19 protein-coding genes and 1 pseudogene are annotated in these 18254 nt (G+C 64.1%); 13 read left to right on the top strand and 7 right to left on the bottom strand.

Annotated elements, in window-relative coordinates; all coding sequences use genetic code 11:
- Window positions 1-70 precede the first annotated feature (70 nt).
- Window positions 71-1603 (bottom strand): ABC transporter substrate-binding protein, encoded by a 1533-nt coding sequence (locus IVB05_RS39670; protein WP_247787339.1) that lies wholly within the window; start codon window positions 1601-1603, stop codon window positions 71-73.
- 100 nt (window positions 1604-1703) lie between these two features.
- On the bottom strand, window positions 1704-2255 hold the full coding sequence (locus IVB05_RS39665) for a hypothetical protein (protein WP_247781508.1): 552 nt from the start codon (window positions 2253-2255) through the stop codon (window positions 1704-1706).
- A gap of 598 nt (window positions 2256-2853) precedes the next feature.
- Between IVB05_RS39665 and minC the strand changes: the two genes are divergently transcribed.
- From minC to minE, 3 genes are read left to right on the top strand one after another with little or no spacing between them, the layout of a single operon-like run.
- On the top strand, window positions 2854-3555 hold the full coding sequence (gene minC, locus IVB05_RS39660; RefSeq protein WP_247781507.1) for a septum site-determining protein MinC: 702 nt from the start codon (window positions 2854-2856) through the stop codon (window positions 3553-3555).
- 19 nt (window positions 3556-3574) lie between these two features.
- A complete protein-coding gene (gene minD / locus IVB05_RS39655; RefSeq protein WP_247781506.1) occupies window positions 3575-4390 on the top strand; it encodes a septum site-determining protein MinD in 816 nt (271 codons plus the stop codon).
- On the top strand, window positions 4387-4683 hold the full coding sequence (gene minE, locus IVB05_RS39650; RefSeq protein ID WP_247781505.1) for a cell division topological specificity factor MinE: 297 nt from the start codon (window positions 4387-4389) through the stop codon (window positions 4681-4683). The genes minD and minE overlap by 4 nt, the downstream gene beginning before the upstream one ends.
- Before the next feature lie 70 nt (window positions 4684-4753).
- On the opposite strand, the gene IVB05_RS39645 is transcribed toward minE, so the two are convergent.
- Window positions 4754-6316: an AMP-binding protein gene (locus IVB05_RS39645; protein ID WP_247781504.1), complete on the bottom strand. Its 1563-nt coding sequence runs from the start codon at window positions 6314-6316 to the stop codon at window positions 4754-4756.
- A 98-nt stretch (window positions 6317-6414) separates the two neighbouring features.
- On the opposite strand from IVB05_RS39645, the gene IVB05_RS39640 reads away from it, so the two are divergent.
- Window positions 6415-7395, top strand: a complete 981-nt coding sequence (locus tag IVB05_RS39640) for a nitronate monooxygenase (protein ID WP_247781503.1) — start codon at window positions 6415-6417, stop codon at window positions 7393-7395.
- A gap of 231 nt (window positions 7396-7626) precedes the next feature.
- Window positions 7627-9969 carry a mechanosensitive ion channel domain-containing protein gene (locus IVB05_RS39635; protein WP_247781502.1) on the top strand — a complete coding sequence of 781 codons (2343 nt, stop codon included), beginning with the start codon at window positions 7627-7629 and terminating at the stop codon, window positions 9967-9969.
- A 25-nt stretch (window positions 9970-9994) separates the two neighbouring features.
- Here IVB05_RS39635 and IVB05_RS39630 read toward each other — a convergent pair whose 3' ends face one another.
- Complete coding sequence (locus IVB05_RS39630; RefSeq protein ID WP_247781501.1) at window positions 9995-11449, bottom strand: PLP-dependent aminotransferase family protein; 1455 nt, start codon at window positions 11447-11449, stop codon at window positions 9995-9997.
- An 80-nt stretch (window positions 11450-11529) separates the two neighbouring features.
- On the opposite strand from IVB05_RS39630, the gene IVB05_RS39625 reads away from it, so the two are divergent.
- Window positions 11530-12447: a DMT family transporter gene (locus IVB05_RS39625; protein ID WP_247781500.1), complete on the top strand. Its 918-nt coding sequence runs from the start codon at window positions 11530-11532 to the stop codon at window positions 12445-12447.
- On the opposite strand, the pseudogene IVB05_RS39620 reads toward IVB05_RS39625, so the two are convergent.
- Window positions 12444-12587 (bottom strand): annotated as a pseudogene (locus tag IVB05_RS39620) (IS5/IS1182 family transposase); the annotation flags it as partial. The gene IVB05_RS39625 and the pseudogene IVB05_RS39620 overlap by 4 nt on opposite strands.
- A gap of 152 nt (window positions 12588-12739) precedes the next feature.
- Here IVB05_RS39620 and IVB05_RS39615 point away from each other — a divergent pair.
- Genes IVB05_RS39615 through IVB05_RS39605 form a run of 3 tightly spaced genes read left to right on the top strand, consistent with a single transcriptional unit; the run spans window position 12740 to window position 14465 of the window.
- Window positions 12740-13288 carry a GNAT family N-acetyltransferase gene (locus IVB05_RS39615; RefSeq protein ID WP_247781499.1) on the top strand — a complete coding sequence of 183 codons (549 nt, stop codon included), beginning with the start codon at window positions 12740-12742 and terminating at the stop codon, window positions 13286-13288.
- Between the two features lie 30 nt (window positions 13289-13318).
- Window positions 13319-13681, top strand: a complete 363-nt coding sequence (locus IVB05_RS39610) for an HIT family protein (RefSeq protein WP_247781498.1) — start codon at window positions 13319-13321, stop codon at window positions 13679-13681.
- Between the two features lie 28 nt (window positions 13682-13709).
- Window positions 13710-14465 carry an SDR family oxidoreductase gene (locus tag IVB05_RS39605; protein WP_247781497.1) on the top strand — a complete coding sequence of 252 codons (756 nt, stop codon included), beginning with the start codon at window positions 13710-13712 and terminating at the stop codon, window positions 14463-14465.
- Window positions 14466-14657: 192 nt separating this feature from the next.
- Here IVB05_RS39605 and IVB05_RS39600 read toward each other — a convergent pair whose 3' ends face one another.
- The gene (locus IVB05_RS39600; RefSeq protein WP_247781496.1) at window positions 14658-15311 is read right to left on the bottom strand and encodes a hypothetical protein; all 654 of its coding nucleotides are present in this window, start codon (window positions 15309-15311) and stop codon (window positions 14658-14660) included.
- A 150-nt stretch (window positions 15312-15461) separates the two neighbouring features.
- On the opposite strand from IVB05_RS39600, the gene IVB05_RS39595 reads away from it, so the two are divergent.
- From IVB05_RS39595 to IVB05_RS39585, 3 genes are all read left to right on the top strand, one after another.
- Window positions 15462-15710, top strand: a complete 249-nt coding sequence (locus tag IVB05_RS39595; RefSeq protein WP_247781495.1) for a hypothetical protein — start codon at window positions 15462-15464, stop codon at window positions 15708-15710.
- Window positions 15711-15839: 129 nt separating this feature from the next.
- Window positions 15840-16511: a hypothetical protein gene (locus tag IVB05_RS39590; RefSeq protein ID WP_247781494.1), complete on the top strand. Its 672-nt coding sequence runs from the start codon at window positions 15840-15842 to the stop codon at window positions 16509-16511.
- Window positions 16512-16658: 147 nt separating this feature from the next.
- Entirely contained in the window at window positions 16659-17351 is a 693-nt protein-coding gene (locus IVB05_RS39585) for a hypothetical protein (RefSeq protein WP_247781493.1), read from the top strand.
- A 141-nt stretch (window positions 17352-17492) separates the two neighbouring features.
- Here the strand turns inward: IVB05_RS39585 and IVB05_RS39580 are convergent, their stop codons facing one another.
- Window positions 17493-17738, bottom strand: coding sequence for a cysteine rich repeat-containing protein (locus IVB05_RS39580; protein ID WP_247781492.1), 246 nt, complete (start codon window positions 17736-17738; stop codon window positions 17493-17495).
- A 231-nt stretch (window positions 17739-17969) separates the two neighbouring features.
- On the opposite strand from IVB05_RS39580, the gene IVB05_RS39575 reads away from it, so the two are divergent.
- On the top strand, window positions 17970-18254 hold the full coding sequence (locus IVB05_RS39575; RefSeq protein WP_247781491.1) for a hypothetical protein: 285 nt from the start codon (window positions 17970-17972) through the stop codon (window positions 18252-18254).

The following is an 18254-nucleotide window of genomic DNA, read 5'->3' as shown; positions in this document are numbered from 1 at the left end:
AAATTCCGGCGAGCCGCATCGAGGGCGCAATAATTGCCCTGACGATGCGACTTCACCGGTAACGTTTTGATCATTCGAGCTCGAGCGGCTGATAGCGTCCGCTCTCATCGAGCGCCGTGCCCCACACCTTGTTCGAGGCCTGGTGCTCGGAGCGGCCGAAGCTCAGCTGGGTCCCGAGACCGAGGTCTAGATTGCGCATCGTCTCCAGCGTGTCGATCAGCTTCTCCGTATCGATCTGCGGGCCGGCCCGCTTGATGCCCGCGATCAGGACGTTGGCGGCAACATAGCCCTCGAACGAAACGTAGTCGGCCGCTTCGCCTGGGAAATATTTGGCGAGCGCGTTCTTGTATTCGAGCACGGCGGATGAATAGCCCGACACCGCCGGCACCACCTGCGTCACGATCACGCCGTTGGTGTAGCGCGGTCCCAACAGCTTCAGTTCTTCGGCAAGCGCAGTGGAGCCGACGAACGAAACGTTGGAGTAGATCATCCCGGGATAGAGGTCGCGCGTCTTCTCGATGAACCTTGCCGCGGCCCGGTAGGTCGCGACCATGACCACCGCCTTGATCGGCGGCTTCGCGAGCTTCAACTGGTTAATCGCGTCGTCCACGTCGACAGTGTTTCGCGCATAGTTGAGCCGAAGGATCGCGCCGTCGTTCACGCCCATGGAGCGGAACGCCTTCGCGACCCCTGCAAATCCGGAATCGCCGTACGAATCCTGCTGCGCAAAGACCGCGATCTGGCGCGGCTGCAGTCGGCGTATCTTGACGAGGTAACGAACGACCGCGTCGGTTTCCTGAACATAGCTGGCGCGATAATTGAAGACGTAGCGATCCGGCGGATCGTTGCGCAGGATGTTGGAGCCGGTGAAGGCCCCGAAGAACAGCATCCGGCGTTCGAGCGCATAGGGGATCGCCACCGCCGCGGTCGGCGTGCCGACATTGCCGACGATGCCGAACACCTGGTCCTTTTCATAGAGCTGCTTCATGGCTTCGCCGGTGCGCGAAGGCTCGTAGCCGTCGTCGGCGGCGAACAATTTCAGCATCCGGCCGTCCACGCCGCCGCCATCGTTGATCCGGTTGAAGGCGGTTTCGATGCCCAGTTTCATCTGGCGTCCCAGCTCGCGGGCCGAGCCGGAGAAGGGCGCGGCGATGCCGAAACGGATTTCCTTTTCGCCGATGCCGCGCGGCAGCGGTCCAGCCGGCACGTTGGCCGTCGGCGCGGTCGCTGCATTCGCAGCGGTCGCCGCGGCGGCAGGCGACGGGCCGATGACGCTGGAGAGGCTCGGTCCGGAGATCGAGCGTTCGAGATCGGCAAGCTGGCGGTCGGCCCGGATGCAATCGATCTTGCCCGAGCTCACGGCGGCGCGTCCTTCGGCCACGGTGCGATCGAACGTCTGGGTAAGGTCGGAACGCTCCGCTTCGTTCGACGAGGCCTCCCGGATCACCTGTGAAAATTTGTCGATAATGGTCTGGATGCGGGGACGCGCGATGTCGCGACAGGCCTGTGCCGAGCCGATCACGGGGCCGACGCGGCCGGCAAGGTCGCGCACGATCGTAATGTCGCCGGCGGCTTGCGCGCTGCCTGCGATGCCGAAGAGCATGGCTCCGGCCAACAAGGTGACGCGGAGCGAGGTCATGGCAGACCTTGAGAACAAGATCGCCGAAAGTCGGTTCTCGGGCATGGTCAGCCCTCCGTCTGGATTATGGGTTGGTGCGTTGTGGCGTGGCCGGATCCGGCTTCTCGCGCCACTGCATGAACTGCTTGAGCAATTGGCTGTCCTGCTCGGACGCCGCCGGAGCGCTCGGCGGCGTGGAGGCGAGAAGAGCCTGGAATTCGTTGATCGCAGGCTTTGGCGAAGCCTCGGTGGACTGGAACAGGGTGGTCTTGATCGACTGCGCGACGCTGGAGAACGTCGACGTCGACGGCTCACCGTCGCTCTGCCGCGAGCCGGGCACGGCGACGACGAAGAACAGCGCCACCAGAGCCGCGACGCCGATGGCGGCGGCGAAGCGCGCGGCGACGGTCCACAATGCTTTCTTCGACTCCAGGCCGGGTTCGTGCATCACCTCGGGATCGAGGGGATGGCGCAGCGCATCGGATACCGCGCTCTCGAGCTGGGAGTCGAAGGACACCGGAGAAAACGGCGTCTCGGGGCTTGCGCCGCGCGTCACCGACCGCTCACGTAACGAGCGTGGCGCGTAGTACAGGGGATCGCGGGGATTGAGATGATCCTGCTCACTCACACTACTCATACGCTTACTCCTCATGACACTTGGCGGATTAGCACTGGGCGAATTGGTTGGCGACGAAACGGCTGCGGACGTATTGGACAGGAGTTCCAGCTCATGGAGGAGGTGCGCGGAGGAATCCACGTCCGCTCTCCACCCAATGCTAAGTTTGGTTGGAGCTTTTGAATCAAATTGTGGGGCGTCGTCCCTGCGTCCGACGACACCTGTCTGCGAGATCATATCCCGCGACCACACCCTCCCCACGGCTTCCACTGCCTTAAGTCCCCTGCCGGCAAATGTCCGTCTGCCCGACGGAACGAGCTGCCAGACCCTGGAGTCCGCCAGCCACACATAAGTTTGTTGGAACCGCGCGAGGACTAATTTAGGTCGGAAACGTGACGAAAGTAAGTTGAGCTCCTGTTAACTACAACTCACGAGACCCCTGTTTACAAAGGCTTGACGCGCACCGCCCGCGGTCAGCAGCAAGAATCGGCCACAAATGCGCCGGATTCGCCGCCTGTTGCGCGCTTTTCTGCGCGCAGCGCGCGTTGTCGCATTAATTACTCGTTAACCAAGTTCGCCGATTGTTAACCATTCACTAAGAAAGGCGAGTCGAAACATCATGGACGTCCGAGCGGATCCCACGCGACAACTGGTCCGGCTACGCGGCCGCTCCTATGTCGCGTTCGTATTCAGCCCCGTCGTGCCGATCGTGGAATGGCTCGCCGAGATCGACGCGACGCTGGCGCGCTCGCCGGGCTATTTCGTCGGCAAGCCGATCGTGCTCGATCTCGCAGCCGTCGACCTCTCCAGTTCCGCCATCGCTCATCTCGTCGGCAGCCTCAACGAGCGGAGCATTCGCGTCCTCGGCATCGAGGGTGTGGACGAAGAACGCCTCGCGGCGAACATGCCGCCCCTGCTGACCGGCGGCCGCGCGTGCGTGATCACGCGCAGCGAACCGGCGCAGAAGTCCGAGCCCGAAGCCAAGCCGAAGCCGAACTCGCTGCTGCTCGAAAGCCCGGTGCGTTCGGGGCAGTCGATCGTCTTCATGGAGGGCGATGTCACCGTGCTCGGCTCGGTTGGCTCCGGCGCGGAGATCGTCGCCGGCGGATCGATCCATATCTACGGGACGTTGCGCGGCCGCGCGATGGCGGGCGTCAACGGCAATTCCAATGCGCGAATCTACTGCCAGAAAATCGAGGCCGAGCTGCTTGCGATCGACGGCTACTACCAGACTGCAGAAGAAATCGACGTCTCGCTTCGCAACCGCCCGGCGCAGGCCTGGCTGGAAGGCGACACCATGAAAATTACCCCGCTGAATTAACCGGCTAAGGAGATCACGTATGGCCAAGGTCCTGGTCGTTACCTCAGGCAAGGGAGGCGTTGGAAAGACCACCTCTACCGCCGCGCTCGGTGCGGCGCTTGCCCAGGGCGGGCAAAACGTCGTGGTGGTCGATTTCGACGTCGGCTTGCGCAACCTCGATCTCGTGATGGGCGCCGAACGCCGCGTGGTGTTCGACCTCATCAACGTGGTGCAGGGCGTCGCCAAGCTGCCGCAGGCCTTGATCCGCGACAAGCGCCTCGAAAATCTCTGGCTGCTCCCGGCCTCCCAGACGCGGGACAAGGATGCGCTGACCGACGAGGGCGTCGGCCGCGTCATCGCCGAGCTCAGGAGCCGGTTCGACTGGATCCTGTGCGACAGCCCGGCCGGCATCGAGCGCGGCGCGACGCTCGCCATGCGCTATGCCGACGAAGCCGTCATCGTCACCAATCCCGAGGTTTCCTCGGTGCGCGATTCCGACCGCATCATCGGCATGCTCGATTCAAAGACGGTGAGGGCGGAGCGCGGCGAGCGCGTGGAAAAACACGTGCTGATCACCCGCTACGATCCGGCGCGCGCGGCGCGCGGCGAGATGCTCAATATCGACGACATCCTGGAAATCCTCGCGACACCTTTGCTCGGCATCATCCCCGAGAGCCAGGATGTCCTGAAGGCGTCCAACGTCGGCACGCCGGTGACGCTCAACAATGCCGAGAGCGCGCCGGCCCGCGCCTATATCGACGCCTCGCGCCGCCTGATGGGCGAGCAAGTCGCCATGGTCGTGCCGGCCGAGCGCAAGGGTTTCATGGATCGGCTACTGGGTCGGAGGGCCGCATGAGCATGAGGCTGCTGCGGCTGTTCGGCGGCCGCGAAAAGACGGCCCCGGTTGCGCGGGAGCGGCTGCAGATTCTGCTGGCGCACGAGCGCGGGCTGCTCGGCCAGTCCGACCTGCTGGTCACGCTGCGGGAGGAGATTCTCGCGGTGGTGTCGAAACACATACAGCTCGATCCCGACAAGGTGATGGTCAAGCTGGAGCGGGGCAAGGCCGTCTCGACGCTGGAAGTCGACATCGAAGTGCCCAACAATTTCGACAAGGCGAAGGCGGCCATCGAGAGGCGCATGGCCGGCTAGGAGATCTTTCATGTCCCGGATGCTGCGCCTCGCGCCGCGTCCGTGACACGATCGCTCCACCGTGTGAGGCCTATCCCACCATCCGATCCCGGCCGGTCCAGAAGCCGGCCTTCAGTACTTTCTTGTCGACCTTGCCGACGCCGGTCATCGGCAACTCGGTGACGAACTTGATGTGTTTTGGCGCGTGCGCCGAGCCCTTCTTGGCCTTCACCAGGTTGATCAGCTCATCCGCATTCGGCTTCGCACCTTCGCGGGCCACGATCACGGCGGTGACGGCCTCGCCCCATTTGTCGTCGGGGACGCCGACCACGGCGACCATCGCGACGTCGGCATGCTGCGACAACACATCCTCGACCTCGCGCGGAAAGATGTTGAAGCCGCCGGAGACGATCATGTCCTTCTTGCGGTCGAGGATGAACATGTAGCCGCGCTCGTCGAACCGCGCGATGTCGCCGGTGTGCAGCCAGCCGCTCCTCAGCGTTTCCGCCGTCGCGTCCGGCCGCTTCCAGTATTCGGCCATCACGTGGCTGCCGCGAACGCAGATCTCGCCGGCCTCGCCGGTGGCGACTTCCTGGTCGTCATTGTCGAGAATCTTGACCTGACACGCGGCGATCGGAAATCCGCAGGACAGGAACAGCTCCGGCGTCCTGGGGTCATGATCCGCCTTGCGCAGCACCGACACCGGATAGCACTCGGTCTGGCCGTAAAGCTGCGAGAACACCGGCCCGATGCGCTCGATGCCCTCGACCAGCCGGCTCGGTGACATCGCGGAAGCGCCATACAGCAACAGTTCGAGCGAGGAGAGGTCGGTCTTGTCGAGGGAGGGATGATCGAGCATGACGTAGATCATCGTCGGCACGAACAGCGTAAAGTTGATCTTCTCGCGCTCGATGGTCTCGAACACGGCTTCAGGATCAAATCCCTTCAGCATGTGCACAGTGCCGCCGCGCATCAGCGTCGGCAGAATTTTGGTCCCCGCGACATGGCTGATCGGCGCCACCGTCAGATAGCTCGGGGTATCCGGAATTTCGAAATCGGCCAGGATCGCGTTGGCCCAACCGCCATACTCACGGTGATGGCGTAGCGCGCCCTTGGATTTGCCGGTGGTGCCGCCGGTGTAATTGAGCGTGGCGATATCGTCAGGCCCGGCGAAGTTGCGTGCGGTGGCGCTGCCTGCCGCTTCGATCGCCTGCAGCAGATCGGCGCCGTAGTCGGCCGGGCCGAGTGTGAAGACGGTTTTCAGGCCTGATGCCCTCGCGGCGAGCTCGCCGCCGCGATCGCGGAACGTGACGCCGTCGACGACCAGTATCTGCGCTTCGGAATCTTCCAGCTGAAACAGTTGGTCGTCCAGCGACCCCAGCGGATGCAGCCAGGTGATGGCAAACTGCGACAGTTGCGCGGCGCAGCCGGCGCACCAGGTGTCGGCACGGTTGGCGGTGAGAAACGCGATGCGGGTGCCGGGCGCAAAGCCCAGTTGCGTGAAGACGCTCTGGATGCGGCCGATCATCTCGGTCGCGCCGCGATAGGTGATCGATCCGCCCGGCCAACTGAACGCGGTCCGCTCGGGGTAGCGCGCCAGCGCCCGCAAGGTCTGTTCGCACGCCGCCGGAAACGCATAGAGCGGATTGCTCATTCTTTTCTCCCGCCTGTTTTGTAATTGGCCTTCGCTCGTGCCAATATTCAATGAACGCTAGCATAACAAGAAGTCTGCTCAAGTCGGGAAGAAGCACTTTGCCAGCAATCGATCTGCTTTCGCGCTTCCGCGACCGCCTCAGCCTGCCGCTGATCGCGGCGCCGATGTTTCTCGTTTCCGGCACAGACCTTGTGGTAGCCGCGTGCCGCAACGGCGTGATCGGTTCGTTTCCGACGGTGAACTGCCGCAGTCCCGAACAACTGGACGAGTGGCTGACGGATATCGATATCAGGTTGAAGGCGCATGCGAATGCAAGCGGCAAACCGTCAGCCCCGGTCTGCGCCAACCTGATCGTGCATCGCTCCAATGCGCGGCTGGGGCAGGATCTTGAGGTGCTGCTGCGGCACCAGCCCGAAATGGTGATCACCTCGGTCGGTTCGCCCGCGCCGGTAATAGGACCGTTGCATGACGCCGGTGCGCTGGTGTTTGCCGACGTCGCCTCGATCCGCCATGCCGAGCGTGCCGTTGCCGCGGGTGTGGACGGGCTTGTACTGCTGACGGCCGGCGCCGGCGGCCAGACCGGCTGGCTCAATCCCTTCGCGTTCGTGCGCGCGGTGCGGGCGTTCTTCGACGGTCCCTTGGTGTTGGCGGGCGGCATCGCCGACGGTCACGCGTTGCGCGCCGCGCAGGCGCTCGGCTGCGATCTCGCCTACATGGGCACAAAATTCATCGCCACGCGCGAGAGCATGGCGGATGTCAGATACAAGGAGTTGCTGGTTGCGAGCAGCGCCGACGATATCCTGCTGACGTCGGCCTTCACGGGATTGCAGACCAGCATGCTGCGGCCGTCGATCGAGGCCGCCGGACTTGATCCGGATAATCTGCCGCTGCGCGGCGCGATCGACATCGGCAAGGACATCGACATCGGCGCCCGCGAGAACCGTCCAAAACGCTGGAAGGATATCTGGAGCGCGGGACATTCCGTCTCGGGCGTAACGGAGCTGCTTTCGGTCGATGAGCTGGTGGCGCGCACGTCAGCGGAATTTCGCGAGGCCGCCGCGCGCGTCAGACTTGATTAGGGCGTTGCGCTTCTCCCCGCATTTTACGGCAATGGAAAAAGTTCCCGGCGATTAAGCGCTGCGGCATTTCTGTGATGCTGTAATGCCAGGCGAAATGCCAAAAGAAAACCGTCGCTACGGCAAACTTCCGACACAGGACGACGGCGAAAACAGGCACCCGACATGACGCACGCACGAGGGCGAGGCCGATCCCGGTTTCGCCGTCGGGCGCATTTTTCCAAAGAGGTCTTCGTGTCGCTCAAACTCCTGTCGTCGATTCTCTTCGCCAGCGCCTTGCTTATTGTTCCGGCTTTCGCTCAGCCCGGCGCTGCCCCGGCTGCCCCTGCCGCCGATAAGGCTGACGTGCTTTCGCCCGATCAGGCGAAGCGGGCGCTCGAGACCCTTTCCGACGACAAGAAGCGCGCGCAGGTCATCGAGACGCTGCGTGCGATCGCCAATGCCTCGCAGCCGCCGCAAGCCGCGGCAGCCGAGCCGAAATCCGCGATACCGCTGACGGCGGACAGCCTTGGCGCACAGCTCCTGCTTTCGGTGTCAGAGCAGGTCGGCGAGATCTCGCGCGAGGTCGCCGACATTGCGCGGACGCTGACGCATTTCCGGGCGTTCTATTACTGGTTCGTGCGGACCGCCAACGATCCGTCCGCCTATCATCAACTGCTCGATATCGCCTGGAAGCTGGCGCTGGTGTTCATCTGCGCTTTTGCGGCCGAGTGGCTGGTGTTCCGCCTGATCAAACGGCCGGTGGCGCTCCTGGAAGCGCGGCTTCCGCAAATGGCGCAGGCCCCGGTGCAGACGCTGGCGGTATCCGATCCGCCATCGTCTGCGGCAGACGTTGCCGCGGCACCCGCGCTGCAACGGCGGCGCCTCAGCCTGGCGCGCACCTGGCAGTCGCTGGTCAGGCTGCCCTTCGTGCTGGGACGTCTCGTGCTTGAATTGCTCCCGGTGCTCGTCTTCATCGGCGTCGCCACGATGTTGCTGGGCACCGGAATCGGCGATCTCTCAACCACGCGGCTTGTGATCCTTGCTGTCGTCAATGCCTATGCGCTGTCCCGCGCGCTGATCTGCGTCGTGCGGGCGCTGGCCGGACCGTTCGGCCTGTTTCGCGTTCGCGCCGAAACCGCCGCCTATATCGAGATATGGGCGCGGCGCATCGTCACCGTCGCGGTCTCGGGCATCGCCTTCGCCAACGTGGCGCTGCTGCTGGGCCTGCACCGCGCCGGCTACGCAGCGCTGCTGCGCATGGTGATGCTGGTCGTGCATCTCTTTGTCGTCGTCGTCATCCTGCAGTGCCGCCGCCAGGTCGCCGACGCCATCCGCGCGCCGGCCGGCCGCGCCGGCGCTGCGGCCAGGGTGCGCAATCGCGTCGCCGGCCTCTGGCATTATCTGGCGATTGCGCTCGACCTCGCATTGTGGACGGTGTGGGCGCTGAACATCCGCAATGGCTACGCGCTGCTGCTGCAGTATTTCGTCGGCACCGTTGCGGTCGCACTGATCGCTCGTCTCGCCACCATCCTGGTGTTGAGCCTGATCGACCGCGGCTTTCGCATCAGCCCGGATCTGTTGCGCCGCTTCCCGGGCCTGGAGACCCGCGCCAACCGCTATCTGCCGCTGTTGCGCAACATCGTCTCGACGGTGATTGGCTTCATCGGCCTCGTCGCGCTGCTGGAGGTCTGGGGCGTCGACGCCATCGTCTGGTTCTATGGCGGCCAGATCGGCAGCCGGTTGCTGTCGGCGGTGGTGACCGTCGGCATTGCCGCGCTCGCTGCGGCGGCGATCTGGGAAATCAGCAACGCGCTGCTGGATCGCAAGATCAATGCGCTTTCGCGCGAGGGCCATTACGCGCGCGCGGCGCGGCTGCGCACCTTTCAGCCGATGCTGCGAACGGCGTTGCTGTGCGTGATCGTCATCGTGGTTGGCCTCACCGCGCTAAGCGAAATCGGCGTCAATGTCGCGCCATTGCTCGCCGGCGCCGGCATCGTCGGCATCGCCATCGGCTTCGGCTCGCAGAAACTGGTGCAGGATCTCATCACCGGGCTGTTTCTCCTGCTCGAAAACACCGTCCAGGTCGGCGACAATGTCACGCTGTCAGGCCTGTCGGGCGTGGTGGAAAACGTCTCGATCCGCACCCTTCGCCTGCGCTCCGGCGACGGCTCGGTGCACATCGTGCCGTTCAGCGCGGTGACGACGATCACCAATTCGAGCCGCGGCGCCGGCAACGCGGCCGTCAGCGTCAACGTCTCCTACAAGGAAGACACTGACCGCGCCGGCCAGATACTCAAGGACATCGTCACCGAGATGCGCCGCGAGCCGGAATTCCAGCACCTGATCCGCGGCGATCTCGAACTGTGGGGCGTCGACAAGGTGGACGGCTCGATGGCCTCGATCGTCGGTCAGATTCGCTGCACCGATGCCGGCCGCTGGCCGGTGCAGCGGGAATTCAACCGCCGCATGAAGCGGCGATTCCAGGAATGCGGCGTGGAAATCGCGCCTACAGCTCAAACCATTCTCATGCAGGTTCCGGCGCCCGCGGCTGCCGAGGTGGCCGCGAATGCGACGCCGAGGCGCGCGGCCGGCTAGTTCGCCACGAGTCCGGCCATGAGTCCTAGCGGACGATCCGGCCAAGGATGCGCGCGGCCTGGTCGATCTCCTTTTCATTCCATGCCGCGAAGCCGAGAAACAGGCCGCGCTCACCCGTCCTGTGATACAGCATGTCTGACAGCGGCCGGCTGACGACGCCGGCTTCGAGCAGCCGCGCTGACAGTTTCTGGTCGTTCGCCGGCCCATTGCATCGCGCCAGCAATTGCATTCCGCCGGCCGGAGGCTCGACGCTGAGACGGTCGCCGGCTTCAGCGGCAAGCGCGTGCAGCATGCGGTCGCGCCGGCCTTTGTAGAGCCGCGTCACTCTTCTGATGTGGCCGAGATAAGCGCCTGAACTGATGAAATCGGCCAGCGCTTCCTGCATCGCAATCGACGTCAGCATGCCCATGTGCCGCTGCGCGATCTCGAACACATCGATCAGCGCTTCGGGCACGACAAGGTAGCCGATGCGGATGTCCGCATAGGTCGACTTCGAGAATGTGCCGAGATAGAAAATGTGTGGCGACGGCGCGAGCCCCTGCAACGCGGCCACCGGGCGCGCTTCGTAGTGGAATTCGCCGTCATAGTCGTCCTCGATGATGCAGGCGCTGGTAGCTTCGGCAAAACGAAGAAGTTCGAGGCGTCGGCCGATCGGCATCAGCCGCCCCGTCGGGTACTGGTGCGACGGGGTGACGAAGATCAGGCGAGGGCCGTGCTTGCGTGCGCCGACCGTCATGCCTTGCGCATCGAGCGGAATGGCCGAGACGATGGCGCCGGCGGCCCGCAGCGCGACATGGGCGCCGCCATAGCCGGGGCTTTCGATCCAGGCGTGATCGCCCCGCTCGAGCAGCGCATTGGCGACCAGCGTCAGGCCGGCCTGGGCGGTCGGCACGATCAGGATCTGGGCCGGCTTGGCCTTGATCCCGCGATGTACCGCCAGGTGCTGCAACAGCGCCTGCTGCAGCGGCGGATGGTTGATGGATCTATCCTGCCGCGACAACGCGTTGCGCGCCGCCCGCCGCAGATGGCGGCTCCAGAGGTCGTGCGGGAATTCCCGCTCATCCGCCAGCCCCGGCTGGAACGGCCGCGGACGCCCGGCATGGACAGGCGGCCAGTTCGTGATGTGCAGGTCGCGCGCCCAGGACGACAGCTTCAAACGGCCGGCGGCGCCGTTGCCCGGCAATGGCGGTTTGCCGCCGTCGAGCGACAGGCCTTTGGCCACCGCCGGACGACGGCCGGCCGAAAGGCTCAGATAGCCTTCCGCGGCCAATTGCTCGATCGCAAACGAGACGGTGTTGCGCGACACGTCGAGCGATTGCGCCAGATGCCGGCTCGACGGCAGACGTCGGCCGGGCGCGAGGCGGCCGTCCGTGATCAGCCCGCGCAACTGGTCGGTGAGCTGGCGCATCAGCGTGTCGCTGCCGTCGCGCGACAGATGGAGCATTCCGGGCAACAGCTCGTCCATAACTGGCCCTGTCATTTTGCCAAGACTGGTTCTTTTACTAGAGCCAGTTGGAAGGCTAGGCAATCCAGATCGGTTCGTGACGGGACGCGTTCGAGATGGCCAGTGGACTTTCAAGCCGCAGCGCGGCGGTGCTGCTTGCCGCGGTCGTGCTCGCATGGGGGACGAACTGGCCGGTGACGAAGATGATCGTCCAGGACGTCACCCCGCTTTGGGCGACGGCGCTGCGCTGCGTGATTGCCGCCGCGGTGCTTGCGCCGCTGCTATGGCTGCAGGGCGATTTCATCATCCCCCGGCGCGGCGACCTGCCGGTCGTGTTCTGCACCGCGGTCCTGCATCTGGTGGCGTTTTCGGCGCTGGTCGCCGCCGGGCTGCAATTCGTGCCGGCGGGCAGGGCGATCGTGCTCGGCTACACCACGCCGCTATGGGTCGCGATCGGCGCCGCCATGATCCTGTCGGAGCACATCACGCGCTGGCGCGCGATCGGCATCGTGTGTGGTTTGGCGGGCCTCGCAGTCATCTTCAATCCGCGGACGCTGAACTGGGGCGACCGCGACGCGCTGTTCGGCAGCGGCCTGATTCTGCTTGCCGCATTCTGCTGGGCCGGCAACATCGTCTACGTCCGGGCGCACAAATGGATTTCGACGCCCTTTCAGCTCGTGTTCTGGCAGGTATTGCTGGCGGCCGCGCTGCTCTCGACCATCGCCTGGATCACGGAAGGCGCGCCGCAAATCGTGTGGACCGCGCGTCTCGCCGCCCTGATGCTCTATAGCGGGATCGTCTGCACGGCGTTCGCCAACTGGGCGATGACGATGGTGAACCGGAGCCTGCCCGCCGTCACCACCTCGCTGTGCCTGCTGGCAACGCCGCTGCTCGGGATCATCAGCGCAACCGTGATGCTGAACGAGCCGCTCGAGCCGTCGCTGTTTCTGGCGATGACGCTGATCATCGGCGGCATCGCGCTCGGCACCGTCGCGGGCGGATGGCCGCAGCGCGTAGCCGAGGCAAAGCGCTAGGTCGTGGACGCGTTAACGCGCAGCCACAGCCGTATCGACGCAAGCTGGACGAACGCGAGGTAATTGGCCGCGAGTTTGTCGTAGCACGTCGCGACACGCCGGCAGTGCTTGATCTTGTTGAAGAACCGCTCGACCAGATTACCATCAAACCTACTTCTGCTTTTGGCGGAACAGCGGACATGGCCGAACTTGCCAAGGTTGGCCCCGGGCGCGAATGAACCCGTTGCGGACATGGAGGAAGACCGCTAGGTAGAACTAGCGGTATCGCTCATGTTCGGGGGCAAATTCTTGCATGACTGACCCAGTTAAGAAGCTGGCGCCAACTCTCCGCGAAGCTACCGAAAAAGATCTTCCGGCGATCCTGGCGATCTACAACGAGGTGATCGCCACCTCTACGGCGGTGTACAGTCTGGAGCCGTCGACGCTAGAGGAACGGCGGGCCTGGTATCGCTCTCGGTCCTCAATGGGCTTTCCCGTGCTTGTCGCGACAGGTTCGATTGATGGTGACGTCCTCGGGTTTTCCTCATTCGGAGAATGGAGAGGCACGTGGCCGGGATATCGGTACACGGTCGAGCATACTGTTCATGTCCGGCACGATGTTCGCGGCGGAGGAGCCGGCCGCGCTCTTGTCGAGGCTTTGTTTCCGCGTGCGCTTGCGTTGGGCAAGCATGTGATGATCGGAGGCATTGACGCCACGAACAACGCCTCCATCCGTTTCCATGAGCGCCTTGGTTTCGAGCGTGTTGCTGCTTTTCGCGAGGTCGGACACAAATTTGGCCGCTGGCTCGATCTATTATTCGTGCAGCGGTTTCTCGACGCGCCTGGCTCCACGCGATCCTGACAACGTCCACAATTGAGGAGAGTTGAAGCCATGGCCGCGGAGCATTGCGAATTGTGCCGGCCCGAGAATCTTCTGCTGGAGGGCTCTCTCGCTTACGTTCGGTTCGACAACAACAGCCTGAGCCGTGGCCATGTCCTGGTGGTTCCGCGCCGGCACGTTGCGAGCTACTTCGATATGACCGTCGCGGAAAAGACCGAAATTCAGGCACTGCTCGATCGCGCGCAGAGCAAGATTGCGGCAGATCTTTCGCCGGATGGCTACAACATCGGCGTGAACATCGGCCGAGCCGCCGGGCAGAACCGAATGCACGTCCATGTGCACCTGATACCGAGATATAGCGGTGATGTCGGTGATCCGAGTGGCGGCATCAGGTGCGTCCTCTCGAACAAATGACCGAGACTACAACAGCAGAGTTGAGCCGATGAACCTTGGGCTTGAAGGCAAGACCGCGCTCATAACCGCCGCCAGCGGCGGCATTGGTCGCGGCATCGCGGAGGCACTCGCAGACGCCGGTGTGCGCGTCGCCATCAGTGGACGCACCAGAGCTGCGCTGGAGGAGGTGGGCGGAGCGCTCGCCGCGCGTGCTGGCGGTCGCCCGGTGATCGTGGTGGGAGACGTTTGCGCGCAAGGCGGCCCAGCTCAAATCGCGGCTGACGCTGCGGCGGCACTAGGCGGTCGGATCGATATCCTCGTCAATAACGCCGGTGGCGCCCGTCCGGCCACCGGCAGGGTCGATGATGCCTTTTGGGACGAGGCAATGACGCTCAACTTCCTCGCGGCGCGTCGGCTGACCGATCTCATTGCCCCGGAGATGAAAGCCCGAAACTGGGGGCGGATCGTCAACATCTCGGGCGCGCTTGTCGCTCCTAAACTCAACGGAGCAGCGCCGGCCAAGGCGGCTCTCGTCAGCTGGTCAAGAACCCTTTCGTCAGAACTCGGTCCCTATGGCGTCACCGTGAACACGATCGCACCAGGTCGTATCAACTCGGCACAGATTCAAAAATTGCATCCCACAGAGCAATCGAGGGCGGACTTCATCAAGCAGAACATCCCCGCTGGCTACTTCGGGGAGCCTTGTGACATCGGGCATCTGGTGGCGTTTCTCGCCTCTCCGCTGGCCCGCTACATCAATGGCGCTGCGATCCCAGTCGATGGCGGCGCGGTGCGGCGAGTGTAGAGCGGCTACACTGGACCACACGATGTTGAGATGGAGTACCTCTTGCAGCAGACAGGATGTCCGCTGCCCTCTCGATCTCGACGATGGGAACATCACGGTCGCAGATCAACCTGGACGGTCGGTTATTCGCCCCGGCAACGGTCGCCGGTGCATCAGCGCAGCGTTCGGCCATCAACTGATTTGGGTCCAGAACTAATTCGCCACGAAATACCAGTCCTTGTCGTAGCGCACGAGCTGGCTCGGCGGCTTGTCCTCGAACTCGAAGAATTTCCTGGGGTCGCCGTCCGGCGGCACGCGCAGGAAGCCGGTGAAATAGTGCTTCAGGCCGCGCGAGGTCAAGAACAGCACGTAGGTGCCTTCGTCCGTCTCATCGACGACGATGTCGTTGCCGCCTGCGGAAACATTGGGCTCGCGGTCGCCGAGCGCGATCAGGTTATTGTTGTAGCTGACATTGGGGCTGAGTTCGCCAGCCTCGATCCGCGCCACGATCCGCTCGCGGTTTTCCCGATGCCAGTAGAAATTCTGCTGCAGGGCGATCTGCTGCAGCGGCGCATAGACCAGCGCGGCGAGTGTCGAGGCGCACACCAGGAAGGGGAGGGCGAACTTCAGTCCGCCTTTTCGGATGCGGAGCAGCAGCGTCGTCGACCACAGCGCGCAGCCGCAGAAGATCAGCGCCATCAGCGGCAGGACCACGAGCAGGACTAAGCCGGACGGCCAGTCCGCCATCGCCAGTTCGAAGGTCGCGACCGACAGCGTGAAGGCTGAAATCGCGATGGCCGCCACCAGTGCGGCGCAAACCGACGGCCCGGCCGCGGCCATCGTCGTCTGGGGTGTCGTTCCCGCCATGCCGGGCTGTTCCACTCCGCCGTTCGCTTAAGGTCCCGGCCCGTGCCATTGCGAGCTTTAACGCGCCGTTAACCATATCAGCCCCAACAATAGCCCCAGAGGATGGTCGCCGTCACGGCCGGCCGGACGGCAAATCGAAGGGGTAAAGGAATGGATATCGATCAGTATCTTGCTGCCAAAACCCCGGCCACCCTCCCCGAGATCACCCGGCGGGTGATGTTTGCGCTCGATCGGCATCCGCTGTGCCGCGGTATCGAATTCGAGGTCGTCAGCATGCCCCGCAGCCGCAAGAGCAACTGGACCGTCACCCTGCAGGCGATCACCCCCGACGCCCTGTGGGAGGCGTCCGATATCGTTGCCGACATCCAGGACGCCTACGAACTGGCCGCGGCGGCCTGATTCCGGGCTGTTTCGGGACGATTTCCCCAGGTTTTTGATCGCGTTACGGCTCCGATCGGCATCGTAACGCCTCAATTGTCATCCAGTTTTCGGCAAAAGGGCCAAACGTCGGCGGCAATGGAGACCTTTTTGACCAAAACGATGACCATCGTTGCGCTGATCTGTTTTCTCGTGGTCGGCGCCGCGGCCACTGCCATTCTCGGCCGCGACAGCGTGCCTTCGGCGCCGCCCCAGCTGGCTGCCGCTTCTACGGCTGCCGTCCAGGCGCCGGTGTCGAACAAGGAAAACAAGAAGGACCGGCTTGCCGTCGTGAGCTACGCGCTGGCTGCCTATGAGTCGCCGCAGACGACCGCGGCGCTGAGCGAGCCGTTGCGCCAGGCCTATGCATCGACCGCCCCTGTCGATATCGGTCTGCCGAAGGAAGTTGCGCCTGCCGCGGCACAGGCCCCTTCGCCGCCGAAGCCCAAGGCTGTCGCAAAACCCCAGCCGCAGAAAAACTACGCGCTCCTGAGCGACGTCCAGATCGCCGGAATCAAGGATCGCCTGAAACTGTCCGCCTCTCAGGAATCCTACTGGCCGCCGGTGGAAACCGCGCTGCGCGCCGTCGCCCGCAAGATTCATGCGGGCCGGCAGGCCAACCCGAACGCTTCAGGCGTGCCGATCGATCCCGAATCCGCAGAAGTCCAGCAGTTGAAATCGGCGGCGATGCCGCTGCTCTTCCAGCTGCGTGAAGACCAGAAGAGCGAAGTCCGTTCGCTCGCCCGCATCATCGGCCTGGAAAAAGTCGCCGCGATGATCTGAGCGGCGCGCGCTGCGATTGCGGTGCTGCCGGTTCCAATTCCCTCACCATGACGTGCCGGAACATCGGCCCATGCCACGCGTTGCCCGCGTGGATGATGGAGTCGGATTATGCGGATATCGACGGCGTATTTTGCAGGCGTGGGAACCGTGATCGTGGCGGTCGGCGCCGGTCTCGGCGGTGGCTATCTGGCCGCGAACATTACCAGCCCGCCTTCGCAGACGGTGTCAAAGCTGGAACGCAGGATGTCGGCGGAACCGATAACCGTTTCGACGGCGCCAGCGGAGCCGGTGCCGCATGTGGCAGCGACGGCTGCCGCGCCCGCCCAGGAGCAGACTCAGCAGCAGGCTCAGCAACAGCCGCCAACGCAGCAACCGCCGAACAAGCAGCAGCAGCCACAGCCGCAAATAGAGGGTGCAGCTCCGTCCGCCGGTCCTGCCCGCGCCGAAGAGAAGCCCGCCAACAACGTAGCGGCCGCGCAACCCGTCCAGTCACCGCCGCCACCTTCGAAGCCTGCCGAACAGGCCGAGGAAAAGACGGCCGCGCCTCGGGATACCTTCGCCAGAGCCCGCGACGCCGACATCAAACGCGCGGACGCCGAAAAGCGGCGCGCGGAACGGCGACAGCAATGGGCCGACAAGCGCGGCTTGAAACAGCCCCGTGAGCGGGAGCTCGAGGCGGTCGAAGAGAGAGTCCGGGAAGTGACCGAGCCGCGGCGAATTAGAATCCGGGAAGAAGGCGAGCCAAGGGACTTGTTCGCCGAGCCCAGGAGAAGAGATATGTTCGCCGAGCCGGCCAGAAGCGAAATGCCCCGGATCAGGCTGTTCGATCAGGATGATTGATTCTTTCCGGCGATCGCGACTGCACGTTGGAGCGTGATGACCTTGAAACGTCATCGCGCTCCTTCTGTTTGAGCATGGTCTCCGGGCAAGCCCTTCGTGTTGTCCCGAGAAAACCGGTAACGACTTTTTCCGGATGAGGCGCTAGCCGCCGCGCGATTCCACCACCTTGCGGCAGCCATCCGACAGCTTCGCCTTGTTCGCTTTCAGGCAGGCATTCATCTGCGGCGGCTTGCCGACATGTTCGGCGCAGAATTTTCCGGCATCCGAACGGCAGGCCATCTGCTCCTGGGGCGTGGGGCCGGATTGCGCCTGCGCCAGCGAGCCGGCGGCGAACGACACGATCAGCGCGGCGGCTGCGGCGGCCGGGACGTGGGTTGATTTTATCATGGATCACCTTTCGACGAGAATAGGAGGGCTGAAAGCGCGCGGAAGCTCGTCGAGGTTGCGCCCGTGGTCCATGCCATGTTCATGGCGTCGGAGATCGGCCCTGCGCACGCCCACACCATTTTCATGGGATGTTGCCGCGCCCCTCGATGGACCATGTACATCTCGCGTCGGCTGCGGTGACCGATCGGCACATCGCAAAGAGCTGCACGCCCAATTCGGGAGAGATGACAGATGTTGAAGAAGACAGGTTGGCTGAGCGCTGGTCTGACGCTTACGGCGTTCTCGGCCGTGGCTTCGCTGGGCGGTGTGGGTTCGGCCCAGGCCGCGGTGGTTTACTGCAAGACGGTCGGCGTGTCGAAGGGCTGCGTGGTGCGGCCGACGCCGGTCGCGGCAGCGGTGGTTGCTACACCGGTCGTCGGCGTCGCCCGTGTCGGCGTCGGCGCTCCCGGCGTCGGTGTTCGTGCCGGCACCCCCATGAACCGCGGTGGCCCGGTCAATCGCGTCGGCCGCCGCTGA

Origin of the sequence: Bradyrhizobium sp. 170, assembly GCF_023101085.1 — a bacterium.
Classification (GTDB): Bacteria; Pseudomonadota; Alphaproteobacteria; order Rhizobiales; family Xanthobacteraceae; genus Bradyrhizobium.
Note: the sequence above shows the minus strand (reverse complement) of the source record. Positions and strands in the feature narration are given on the sequence as shown.